Origin of the sequence: Tritonibacter mobilis, assembly GCF_001681715.1 — a bacterium.
GTDB lineage: Bacteria > Pseudomonadota > Alphaproteobacteria > Rhodobacterales > Rhodobacteraceae > Epibacterium > Epibacterium mobile.
Map to the genome: position 1 here is coordinate 264,927 of NZ_LNWY01000014.1, position 12,173 is coordinate 277,099.

Genomic DNA, 12,173 nt, shown 5'->3' on the forward strand with positions numbered 1-12,173 from the left:
TCCAAAGTAGTGGCGCAGAGGTCTTAAAATTTCCCTCAAATCCCGTATGAATTCGTGGAAAAATTGTGACCGATCCCCTGTAATTTGCACGGATTGCCGCAACCATGCAGGATCATCTTGCAGTTCCGCATATTGAAGTGCTGCCCCGAGCCGCGTAATAAATAAACAGTTGTTCAATTCTTGTGGCCCGCACTGCGGCCGCACATGAAACGGGGAGGAGAGCCCATGGACTTCGCAATGACAGAAGAGCAGACGGCCATTTTCGATATGGCTTATGGCTTTGGGCAGGAAAACATCGCGCCGTTTGCCCGCCAGTGGGAATCTGAGGGCACCATCCCAAAGGATCTGTGGCCCAAGGTCGGCGAATTGGGCTTTGGCTCCCTTTATGTGAGCGAAGAGACCGGCGGTTCTGGTCTGTCGCGCCTTGATGCAACCTTGGTGTTTGAGGCGCTGTCGATGGCCTGCCCGTCAGTGGCGGCGTTTCTGTCGATCCACAACATGTGCGCCAAGATGCTGGATATGTTCGCCAGCGACGAGTTGAAGGCGCGCGTCATGCCCGACGTGATGAGCCTCAATACGGTGTTGAGCTACTGCCTGACGGAACCCGGTTCCGGTTCCGATGCGGCCTCGCTCAAGACCCGCGCCGCCCGCGACAACGAGGGCTATGTGCTGAATGGCACCAAGGCTTTCATCTCCGGCGGCGGCTATTCCGATGCCTATGTCTGCATGGTGCGCACGGGCGAAGATGGCCCCAAAGGCATCTCTACCGTCTATGTGGAGGATGGCACGCCGGGTCTGTCCTTTGGCGGGCTTGAGGACAAGATGGGCTGGAAGAGCCAACCCACCGCACAGGTCCAATTCGACGACTGCCGCGTTCCTGCAGGCAATCTTGTGGGCGAAGAGGGCCATGGTTTCAAATACGCCATGAAGGGTCTGGATGGCGGACGCCTGAATATCGCGGCCTGCTCGCTCGGCGCCGCACAAGCCGGCCTCAGCGCCACGTTGCAATATATGTCCGAGCGCAAGGCGTTTGGGAAATCCATCGACCAGTTCCAGGGGCTGCAATTTCGCCTCGCGGATATGGAGATCGAACTTCAGGCCGCGCGCACTTTCCTGCGTCAGGCGGCATGGAAGCTCGATCAGGGCGAACCCGATGCGTCAAAATTCTGCGCCATGGCCAAGAAATTCGTCACCGAGACGGGCTCCAAAGTGGTGGATCAATGTCTGCAATTGCACGGTGGATACGGCTATCTCGCGGATTACGGCATCGAGAAACTGGTCCGCGACCTGCGCGTGCACCAGATCCTTGAGGGCACCAATGAGATCATGCGCGTGATCGTCGCCCGTCATATGCTGGCGGAAAACCACTAAGATTTTCAGGGGAGGACAGGCGCGATGAGCGACATCCACATCCGTATCGAAGGCCGCGCGGGGCGGATCACGCTGACCCGCGAAAAAGCCCTGAATGCGCTGTCATATGACATGTGCCTTGCGATTGACGCCGCACTCAAGGACTGGGCCAAGGACGACACCGTGGCGCTGGTGGTGTTTGACGCGGCTGGTGACAAAGCATTCTGCGCAGGCGGCGATATTGCCGAACTCTACGAGACCGGCACCAAGGGCGATTTCGACTATGGCCGCAAGTTCTGGCGGGACGAATACCGCATGAATGCGCGGATCTTTGAGTATCCCAAACCAGTGGTGAGCTTCCTTCAGGGCTTTACCATGGGAGGCGGCGTCGGCATCGGGTGTCACGGCACCCACCGTATCGTTGGCGACAGCTCCAAGCTATCGATGCCGGAATGCGGCATTGGCCTTGTGCCTGACGTGGGCGGCTCACTTTTGCTGTCGCTGGCACCGGGGCGGTTGGGCGAATACCTCGGCACCACCGGCCATCGGATGACGGCGGGCGATGCGGTCTATGCGGGCTTTGCAGATTACTACATCCCCGAAGATCGCTGGACCTCGCTGATCTCAGCCCTTGCGGAAACGGGCGATGTCGCCGTCCTTGAGACCGCCGCACAGAAAGCACCCGAAAGCGCGCTGAAAGCCATGCAGGACGACATCGACGCGACTTTTGCGGGCGAGACCTCAGCCGATATCCTGACCACGCTCAAAACACGCGATGACGCATTTGCTGCGGAATGCCTCAAGGTGCTGTTGCGCGGCTCGCCGCTCTCTGTGGCGACGACGGTCGAAATGATCCACCGCCTGCGGTCCTCCACCACAACCATGCGCAGCGCCTTGGATCTGGAGTATCGTTTCACCTATCGTGCGATGGAGAAAGGCGACCTTCTCGAAGGGGTACGGGCGCTGATCATCGACAAGGACAAATCGCCCAAGTGGCAATACACCGATGGCACAGTGCCAGCAGTGGCCGTGAGCCAGATGCTCCAGCCGCTCGGGCCGAATGCTCTGAGTTTTGAAGAGGACTAAACACATGAAAATCGGATTTATCGGACTTGGCAACATGGGCGGCCCGATGGCGGCAAACCTCGCCAAGGCAGGCCATGACGTGACCGGCTTTGATATGGCAGATGTCGCGATCGAAGGCGTTGCCATGGCCGAAAGTGCTGCCGCGGCCGCAACGGGTGCCGATGTGGTCATCACCATGCTGCCCAATGGCGACATCCTGCGCCATGTGGCCTCCGAGATTATCCCTGCCATGGGTGCGGGCGCAGCCTTTGTCGATTGCTCCACCGTGGATGTGGACAGCGCGCGCGCTGTGGCAGATCAGGCGGCGGCAGCTGGTCTGCTCGCGGTTGATGCACCGGTCTCCGGCGGTATCGGTGGTGCTGCTGGCGGGACATTGACCTTTATGGCGGGTGGCTCTGCGGAGGCCTTCGCCAAGGCTGCGCCACTCTTTGATATCATGGGCCAAAAGGCCGTGCATTGCGGCGATGCCGGGGCCGGTCAGGCCGCCAAGATCTGTAACAACATGATCCTCGGCGTCACCATGATTGCCACCTGCGAGGCCTTTGCGCTGGCCGACAAACTGGGTCTCGACCGCCAGAAAATGTTCGATGTGGTCTCGACCTCATCGGGCTACAGCTGGTCGATGAACGCCTATTGCCCGGCCCCCGGCGTAGGCCCGCAGTCGCCTGCGGACAATGGCTATCAGCCGGGGTTTGCCGCCGATCTGATGCTGAAGGACCTGCGCCTGTCGCAACAGGCCGCAGGCAGCGCCGATGCCGATACGCCGATGGGGCAACTGGCCGAAGCCCTCTATACCCAGTTCGTCGACAACGAGGATGGCAAGGGCAAGGATTTCTCCGCTATGCTGCCCCGGTTTGAAAAGCGCGGTCGCGGCTAGGACGCACTCAACTGGATGAGCGCCACCCGTGTGGCCTCATCCGCCGGAAACATGCACTCGATCCGCAGTTCCGACAGGGCGATATCCTCGACCGTACCGAACTGCGACATCGCCGAGAAAAACGACAGCACCTGCCCCGCAATCCGATAGCGGGTCGGGATCATCGCGGGCAGCGGTTGCATCGAAAGCACCGCATCCGTCGACACCCGGGATTTCAGCCGCGCCACATGATCCTCGATCACGCTGTCTCGGCCAAAATGCACAAGCTCACTGCGCAACCGCTGCAAGATCAGCCGCTCCACCTCCTCAAGGTTGACGATATTTTCGCGCAGCCGGTCATTCGAAAGCATCGCGTCCAACAGACTGTCACCGACATCCAGTCCCACAGGCGACATAAGCCTCTGTGCCGGTGCGTTCACACGTTGCAGTCGCCAATGGCGGTCCAAGGCTATCGCCGGATAGGGCGCGTGGCGCTCCAGCATCCACTCCACCGCCGCCCGCACTGGGGCCATCTGCGCATCGCCTAAATCCCGCGCACCATAGATAGGCGCATAGCCCGCCGCCGCCAACAGAGCGTTGACCTCCGCCTGCGGCAACTGCAATTCCCGGCTAAGACGCAGAACCATCTCGCGGCTGGGATTCGCCCGTCCGGTTTCCAGAAACGAGACATGTCGCGCCGAAACTTCCGCCGTAAGCGCCAGATCCAGCTGACTCATCCGGCGCAGCTGTCGCCAGTCCTTCAGCTGCGTTCCAAAATCACCCATGCTCACCTCGGTGTTCTTCCCTAATGGGCATACAGTTACCTCAGAGGTAATTGAAACACCTCCCTCATTTCCAGAATGCTTGGCGCAATGACGCATCAAAAGGGAAATAGCGATGTCACCTAAACGCGCCGCGCAACTACTGCGCCTGACCTCTGCGGGCACAGTGCTCTTTGGCCTGATGCTCATGCTGGCGCCGCATAGCCCGCTCAAGCCCGCGGGGCTGGTATTCGTCGATCTCGCGTTCTTGCCGCTGGATCACACCCAAGACATGGATCACGAGGTCGCGCAGTTGATGATGGCGATTTCCGGTGGGCTGCTGTGCGGGTTGGGCGTGCTGATCTGGCAGATCACCACAAGGCTCTTTTTACAAAACCCAACCCTCGCGCGGCGGGTTCTGATCCCAGCGCTTTTGGCATGGTATCTCCCCGACAGCCTTGGCTCCATGCTCTCTGGCGCCGGGTTCAATGTGGTGATGAACACCGTCTTTCTGGCGATGTTCATGCTGCCACTGCTGCTCAGCGCCCCTGCATCGCCTTCAGAGGCACAGTTTAGTCGTCAAAGCTGATATTGCCGCCGCTGGAACTGCGCACCTCACGCTGTGCCGGCTGCCCCTCGACGGAAATATCACCCCCGCTACTGGCATCGCCCTGCAGGCGGGTGGTGGCGGTGACATCCACATCCGCCCCGCTAGAGGCCACAACGCGCACGTCTTGACAGCGCAGATCCTCCAGATCCACATCCGCACCGCTGCTTGCGGTCACGTCCAATGTGCTGCAGCGACCAGAGATCTCCAGATCCCCACCGGAGCTCGCGTGAACGCGCACCAACTCACTGTCCAGCTGCGACGCCTCAAGCTGGCCGCCGCTGTCCACGTTGAACACCACCGTCTGCGCGGCCTTGCCCGACACGCGCGCCAGCGCCGCCGAGTCCACGGTTAATTCCTTCAGCTCGGGCAGATCGACATAGACCCGCAGTTGCCCGTCCAATAGCCCCATCATCGGCGACCAGCGCTCGGTGCGCTCAATCTTCAGCGTGTCCCCCTCCTGCTTCACCTGCAGGCGCGCCGTCCCGGATAGCCCCCCGGCCTCACCGCGCACAGCATAGGCCTCCGCACCGGTGGTCACCGTAAGCTCAATCGCCTCCGAAAGGACAATCCTGTCAAAATCCGTGAATTCAAACTCGGTCACCTCCGCCCGCGCTGCAGTTCCAGCAGCAAGAATGACAGCAGCAAGACCCAAGCCCCGTGCAGAGATCGCTCGCACTCCCATGACAATACCCTCAATGTTAAAACGCTTTACTTAATTGAGGTGCGGATCACAGCTATTCAAGAGATGCGGGATAAATCTCTCACGCCCCGTCCCTCTTCTAACGGTAAATATCCCGGGGAGCGCGAGGGGCAGCGCCCCTCGCCCTTTGGCCCTTACTCGGCCGCGACTTTCTTGCGCGCCTTGGCCGCCAGCATCGGTTTCAGATAATGGCCCGTATGGCTGCGCGGCTCCTCAGCCACTTGCTCTGGGGTGCCCGATGCCACGATCTCACCGCCGCCATCACCGCCTTCGGGACCAATATCGATCAGCCAGTCGGCGGTCTTGATGACATCGAGGTTATGTTCGATCACCACAACCGAGTTGCCCTGCTCCACCAATTCATGCAGCACTTCCAACAGTTTGCGCACATCCTCGAAATGCAGACCCGTGGTGGGCTCATCGAGAATATAGAGCGTCCGACCAGTGGAGCGCTTCGCCAGTTCCTTGGACAGCTTCACCCGCTGCGCCTCACCGCCCGAGAGCGTCGTGGCCTGCTGGCCCACCTTGATATAGCCAAGACCCACCCGCATCAGCGCGTCCATCTTGTCGCGGATCGAGGGCACGGCGGCAAAGAACTCCTGCGCGTCTTCCACCGTCATATCCAGCACATCGGCAATGCTCTTGCCCTTGAACTTGATCTCCAGCGTTTCACGGTTGTAGCGCGCGCCCTGACAGGTCTCACAGGTGACATAGACGTCGGGCAGGAAATGCATCTCGACCTTCAGCACCCCGTCACCCTGACAGGCCTCGCAGCGCCCGCCCTTGACGTTGAAAGAGAACCGCCCCGGTTTATACCCGCGCGCCTTGGCTTCGGGCAGACCGGCAAACCAGTCACGGATCGGCGTGAAGGCCCCGGTATAGGTCGCCGGGTTCGAGCGTGGCGTACGCCCAATCGGGCGCTGGTCGATGTCGATCACCTTGTCCAGATGCTCCAGCCCCTTGATGGTCTCGCAAGGCGCAGGCGTCTGGCGCGCACCGTTGAGGCGCATGGAGGCGGTCTTGAACAGCGTCTCGATGGTCAGGGTCGATTTGCCACCGCCCGACACGCCGGTGACGCAGACAAATTTCCCCAGCGGGAATTCGGCGGTGACGTTTTTCAGGTTGTTGCCGGTGGCCTTGACCACTTTGATCTTCTTCTTGTTGCCTTTACGACGTGTGGCAGGCACTGCAATTTCACGCGTTCCGGCCAGATACTGCCCGGTTACCGAACCCGCATCGCCCTCAACGGCGGCGGGCGTGCCGTGGCTGACGACCTGGCCACCATGCACCCCGGCACCGGGACCGATGTCAAAGACGTAATCGGCCTGACGGATCATATCCTCGTCATGTTCCACCACGATCACCGTATTGCCCTGATCGCGCAGGTTCTTGAGCGTGGTGATCAGCCGGTCATTGTCACGCTGGTGCAGACCGATGGACGGCTCGTCCAGCACATATAGCACCCCTGTGAGACCAGAGCCGATCTGGCTCGCCAGACGAATGCGCTGGCTTTCCCCGCCTGAGAGCGTGCCCGCGTTGCGCGAGAGGGTCAGATACTCCAGCCCGACATTGTTGAGGAAGCCAAGACGCTCGCGGATTTCCTTAACGATGGCGCGGGCGATTTCTTGTTTCTGCGCGGTGAGGTGGCACGGCACCTCTTCGATCCACGCGAGCGCCTCGCGGATGGATTTCTCCACCACCTGCCCCACATGCAGACGATGCTCGGCGGGGCCTCCCGCCGGGCCGATTTTCACCGCCAGCGCCTCTTCGCGCAGACGATAACCGCCGCAATGGCCGCAATCACGGTTGTTCTGGTACCGCTCAAACTCCTCGCGCACCCAATTGGAATCCGTCTCGCGGTAGCGGCGTTCCATATTGGGGATCACGCCCTCAAAGACGCGGGTCACATTGTAGACACGGCCGCCCTCGTCATAGCGAAAGGCGATTTCCTCATCACCGGAGCCATGCAGGAACACCTGTTTCACATGCGCGGGCAGATCCTTCCACGGCGTGTTCTTGTCGAACTCATAGTGGTTGGCGATGGCCTCGATGGTCTGCAGGAAATAGGGCGATTTGCCCTTGCGCCACGGTGCCAGCGCCCCGTCATAGACCTTGAGGCTCTGATCCGGCACCACGAGGCGTTCGTCAAAGAACAGCTCCACGCCAAGCCCGTCACAATGGGGACAGGCTCCAAAGGGCGCGTTAAAGGAGAACAGCCGTGGTTCGATCTCGGGGATGGTGAAGCCACTGACGGGACAGGCGAAATTCTCGGAAAAGGTAATCCGCTCCGGGTCGCCCTCACGCGGGGCGGTCTCCAGAATGGCAATCCCGTCGGCCAGATCCAGCGCGGTGCGCAAGCTGTCCGCCAGCCGGGTCTCGATGCCTTCTTTGACCACCAGACGGTCGACCACCACGTCGATGTCATGGCGGAACTTCTTGTCGAGCGTGGGCGGCGTATCAAGGTCGTGGAACTCCCCATCCACCTTGACGCGCTGGAACCCCTGCTTCCTCAGTTCCAGCATCTCTTTTTTGTACTCGCCCTTGCGATCCCTCACAATGGGCGCCAGCAGATAGCCGCGCGTGCCTTCCTCCAGCGTCATGATCCGGTCGACCATATCCTGCACCTGCTGCGCCTCGATGGGCTGGCCGGTGGCGGGGCTGTAGGGCGTGCCCGCGCGGGCAAACAGCAGTCGCAGATAGTCGTAAATCTCGGTGACGGTGCCGACGGTGGAGCGCGGGTTTTTCGATGTCGTCTTCTGCTCGATGGAGATCGCAGGGCTCAGACCCGAAATATGATCCACATCCGGCTTTTCCATCATATCGAGGAACTGGCGCGCATAAGCGCTGAGGGATTCAACGTAGCGGCGCTGCCCCTCGGCATAGATGGTGTCAAACGCAAGGCTCGATTTGCCCGATCCCGACAGGCCGGTAATCACCACCAGCTCATCGCGCGGTATGTCCACGTCGATGTTCTTGAGATTGTGCTCGCGCGCGCCGCGCACCTCGATATTCTTCAACTCAGCCATATCGCCCCCAAACTTTGCAATACACATAGGTGAGCTGCCCCGAGTCTCCAAGAGAAAATGCGGAACAAACAGGGAACGACGCGCGCTGTGCTGTCAGAAACTGTCAGCGGCCCAGCGGCGGCGCTGAGAAGCGAGGCTTTGATGCACCACCGCGCCACAGAAAAGTAGCAGCGCCACCGTCAGCATCAACGCGCCATAGCCGCCAAATGCAATCACCGCGACAAACAGCGGCGTGCCGATGGCATTGCCCAGATTGCCCGCCTGCGCCATGGCGCCATTGGCCTCTGATTGCGCGGCGGCGATGTCATTGAGCTGCGGCACGGCGGCAAAGCTAGCGCCCTGCACCAGCCCGAACCCCGCCGCCAGCGCCATACAGGCCAGCCAATGCCCCGGCATGGCCCAAAGCCACAGCATCGCCGCCGCGCCGATCAGAAATCCCATCTGCACCACGGCCACGCCGGGTATCTGCCGCAGCAGCAATGCGCCGATTGTCATCGACACCGCAATAGAGACCAGCGGCATCGCGCCCATCACATGCAGGCGGATGCTCTCGTCGATAAAGGGCGGCAGCACCGTCAGCACCGCCACAAAACAGCAGGTGTAAAACAGCCACCCCGCCGCAGGTGCGGTTTTATAGGGCGAGCGATAGATGTTGAGGTGCAGCGCGGGCAAGGCGCTGAGGTCCGGATAGCGCGTGCGCGCAGGCACTGGCACATCGCGCAACGCCAGATGCAGGATCACCGCCAGCACCGCCATGATCGCCGCATGCACCCCAAACAGCGCCAGCACGCCATAGGCATCGACCAAGGGCCGCCCGGCCCAGCTGAGGATCGCAAAGGTCACACCAAAAAAGGTGCTCCAGATCGTCAGCGCCAATCCGCGCGCAGGGCCATGTGCCAGGATCGCCATCAAGGTCGGCGCGGCGACGACCACACCCAGATGCGAAATCCCCTCGACCATGCGTGTCAGCAGGAACAGACCAAAGGGCAGATGCAGCGCCTGAAGCACCGACATCAGCGATCCAAGCAAAAGCGCGCAGACCAGCGTACGCCGATAACCGAACGCCGACACGAATAATCCTGCCACCACGCCAAAGACGATCCCCAGCACGCCGACCGAAGAAACGGCCCAGCCAATGGCAGCCCCGACGTTTGGGTAAAGCTGAGGCAACCGGTCAAAGGTCACGGCGATCTTGCCGTATTGCGCCGCAGCGCCCAGGCCCGCAGCCCAGATCAGCAGCACCATGACCCAATTCGTCCCACGCTCCTGCTGCAGCATCCCGTCGCCCTCGCCCGCTTAAAATCAGCCGCCACCCTATTCCTGCGCCCGCCGGGACGCCAGACAACAGGACAGCTATTTTGTACCCACACAAAGCGCATGAAAAAGGCCGGGCTTGCCACCCGGCCTCTCATTACTCATCTACGAGGTGCAGATCAGATGTGGATCACCCGGTCAAACGCATCCAGCACGCTTTCATGCATCATCTCCGACAGGGTCGGATGCGGGAAAACTGTGTTCATCAGGTCTTCTTCGGTGGTTTCCAGCTGGCGTCCGACCACATAGCCCTGGATCAGCTCGGTGACTTCGGCACCCACCATATGCGCGCCCAATAGCTCACCGGTTTTCTCGTCAAACACGGTCTTCACCATGCCCTCGGCCTCGCCCAAGGCAATCGCCTTGCCGTTGCCGATAAAGGGGAAACGGCCCACTTTGACCTTGTAGCCCAGTTCCTTGGCCTTGGCTTCGGTATAGCCGACCGAGGCCACCTGCGGATGACAATAGGTACAGCCCGCGATGCTCTCAGGTCTCACCGGATGGGCGTGCTTGCCGGCGATCAGCTCGGCCACCATCACGCCCTCATGAGAGGCCTTATGCGCGAGCCAAGGCGCGCCGGCGATATCGCCAATGGCATAGACGCCGTCGATACCGGTGCGGCAGTATTCATCGGTAATCACATGAGTGCGGTCGATCTTGACGCCGAGTTCCTCCAGCCCGAGGCCCTCGGTATTGCCGACGATGCCGACCGCAGAAATCACCGTGTCAAACTCGTGTTTCTCGACCTTGCCGCCCACCTCGATATGGGCGGTGACCTTGCCGGAGGCACGATCAAGCTGTTTGACCATCGCCTTTTGCATGATCTTCATGCCTTGCTTCTCGAACGCTTTCTTCGCGAATTTCGAGATTTCCTCATCCTCCACCGGCAAGACGCGATCCATCACCTCGACCACGGTCGTGTCCGACCCCAAGGTGTTGTAGAAGCTGGCAAATTCGATCCCGATCGCGCCGGAACCGATGACCAGCAGCTTTTTCGGCATCCGCTTGGGGTCGAGCGCGTGCTTATAGGTCCAGACCAGATCGCCATCGGCCTCCAGCCCCGGCAATTCGCGCGCCCGCGCGCCGGTGGCGACGATGATGTTCTTGCCGGTCAGCTCTTCGGTGCCCTTGTCGGTTTTGACCGAGACCTTGCCCTTGGCAGGAATTGTTGCCGCGCCCATGACGACGTCGATCTTGTGCTTTTTCAGCAGACCTTTGACGCCCGCCGAGAGTTGCTTGGCCACACCGCGCGAGCGTTTCACCACCGCGTTCAGATCGTAGCCAATGTTGTCGGCCTTGAGGCCAAAATCCTTGGCCCGCTCCATCAGGTGGAACACCTCTGACGACCGCAACAGCGCCTTGGTGGGGATGCAGCCCCAGTTCAGGCAGATGCCGCCCAGGTGTTCGCGCTCGACCACGCAGGTCTTCAGACCGAGCTGCGCGGCCCGGATTGCGGCGACATAGCCACCGGGGCCTGCGCCGATTACGATCACGTCATAGGATGCTGCGGCCATTGTGTTCCCTCATGAACAAAGATCCAAAACTAGTTTACCGTTAAACTAATTTCCTCGATGCCGCAACTGTCGAAGCAGAGCAGATACCAGTCTGGCCTCAGACTGCGGCGTCACGTCATGCGACCCTAACAAGCAACACTGCGGGTTCAACCAAAAATCCGACTTCGCGCCGCTAACCGATGGGCCCGCCTATTCAGGAAAAACCTGCGTCAGCGCATCCGAGCGGAGCATCGCACCCACCGTGACGATCTTCTGCGCCGCAACCAAAGACCCGCATTGCGCGCTTGCACAGTCCTGCGACGCATGCGCGGCTGTCAGCACCCTGTCACCCAGTTCAGTGTCAGCAGCAGAAAGACTGGCAAGCGTGACAGGCTCTGCCAGTTTCACCCCGGCGGACATCGCGGCCTCGTAAATCAGTTCTGCGCTGTAATAGGCGTCATTGCCGAGCTGAAACTGAACATCAAAGGGCGCACCAAACGCCACATTCAGCGCATACCGGGCCAGCGGTCCCTGTAATTGCTGGCCATCCTCAAGCGTGCTGGACAGGCTTTCAATGCGATAGACCGCGTAGTCCTCTGGTGTCAGCTCTTCGACAAAGCGGTAGAGCATGACCTCTGTCACGCCCTCCGTCTCATCGACATAGACCACCCGCGGCCCGCCACTGGAGGCACGCAATATCCCGACCGTCGCCCATGGTGAGTCTGACGCATGTTTGAGCACATCATCCGCATCATTCAGACCATTTCGAAAAATCAGATCGCCCGGCCGCCAATCCCATTCTGCCTCCGCCATGAGCCTTGCCCAATCTGGCTCATCCGACATCGCCGCTGAGGCCAGAGCCACGGCTCCCGCGACTATCATCCCGTGCAATTTCATCGCGCGTCCACCTCTCACCTCTGGCACAGAATTACACAGGCTTGCAGATCTCGGACAATCTATTCGCTGCTCTCTCACGG

At 60.5% G+C, this 12,173-nt stretch carries 10 protein-coding genes; 4 read left to right on the forward strand and 6 right to left on the reverse strand.

Annotation, left to right across the window (positions count from 1 at the left end):
* The first annotated feature begins 225 nt into the window (after window positions 1–225).
* From UB90_RS14860 to mmsB, 3 genes are read left to right on the forward strand one after another with little or no spacing between them, the layout of a single operon-like run.
* Window positions 226–1,371 carry an acyl-CoA dehydrogenase family protein gene (locus UB90_RS14860; protein ID WP_005635344.1) on the forward strand — a complete coding sequence of 382 codons (1,146 nt, stop codon included), beginning with the start codon at window positions 226–228 and terminating at the stop codon, window positions 1,369–1,371.
* A 24-nt stretch (window positions 1,372–1,395) separates the two neighbouring features.
* On the forward strand, window positions 1,396–2,436 hold the full coding sequence (locus UB90_RS14865) for an enoyl-CoA hydratase/isomerase family protein (protein WP_065323970.1): 1,041 nt from the start codon (window positions 1,396–1,398) through the stop codon (window positions 2,434–2,436).
* Between the two features lie 4 nt (window positions 2,437–2,440).
* Window positions 2,441–3,313, forward strand: coding sequence for a 3-hydroxyisobutyrate dehydrogenase (mmsB, locus tag UB90_RS14870; RefSeq protein ID WP_065323969.1), 873 nt, complete (start codon window positions 2,441–2,443; stop codon window positions 3,311–3,313).
* On the opposite strand, the gene UB90_RS14875 is transcribed toward mmsB, so the two are convergent.
* Window positions 3,310–4,077 (reverse strand): helix-turn-helix domain-containing protein, encoded by a 768-nt coding sequence (locus tag UB90_RS14875; RefSeq protein WP_065323968.1) that lies wholly within the window; start codon window positions 4,075–4,077, stop codon window positions 3,310–3,312. The genes mmsB and UB90_RS14875 overlap by 4 nt on opposite strands.
* Before the next feature lie 112 nt (window positions 4,078–4,189).
* Between UB90_RS14875 and UB90_RS14880 the strand changes: the two genes are divergently transcribed.
* Window positions 4,190–4,642, forward strand: coding sequence for an excinuclease ABC subunit A (locus tag UB90_RS14880; protein WP_065323967.1), 453 nt, complete (start codon window positions 4,190–4,192; stop codon window positions 4,640–4,642).
* Here the strand turns inward: UB90_RS14880 and UB90_RS14885 are convergent.
* From UB90_RS14885 to UB90_RS14905, 5 genes are all read right to left on the reverse strand, one after another.
* Entirely contained in the window at window positions 4,626–5,345 is a 720-nt protein-coding gene (locus UB90_RS14885; RefSeq protein WP_009178878.1) for a head GIN domain-containing protein, read from the reverse strand. The two genes, UB90_RS14880 and UB90_RS14885, sit on opposite strands and share 17 nt — an antisense overlap.
* Before the next feature lie 152 nt (window positions 5,346–5,497).
* Window positions 5,498–8,389, reverse strand: coding sequence for an excinuclease ABC subunit UvrA (gene uvrA, locus UB90_RS14890; RefSeq protein ID WP_065324104.1), 2,892 nt, complete (start codon window positions 8,387–8,389; stop codon window positions 5,498–5,500).
* 93 nt (window positions 8,390–8,482) lie between these two features.
* Window positions 8,483–9,667, reverse strand: coding sequence for an MFS transporter (locus UB90_RS14895; protein ID WP_065323966.1), 1,185 nt, complete (start codon window positions 9,665–9,667; stop codon window positions 8,483–8,485).
* A 155-nt stretch (window positions 9,668–9,822) separates the two neighbouring features.
* Window positions 9,823–11,217 (reverse strand): dihydrolipoyl dehydrogenase, encoded by a 1,395-nt coding sequence (gene lpdA, locus UB90_RS14900; RefSeq protein WP_065323965.1) that lies wholly within the window; start codon window positions 11,215–11,217, stop codon window positions 9,823–9,825.
* Window positions 11,218–11,406: 189 nt separating this feature from the next.
* A complete protein-coding gene (locus UB90_RS14905; protein WP_065323964.1) occupies window positions 11,407–12,093 on the reverse strand; it encodes a YiiX/YebB-like N1pC/P60 family cysteine hydrolase in 687 nt (228 codons plus the stop codon).
* Window positions 12,094–12,173: the final 80 nt, after the last annotated feature.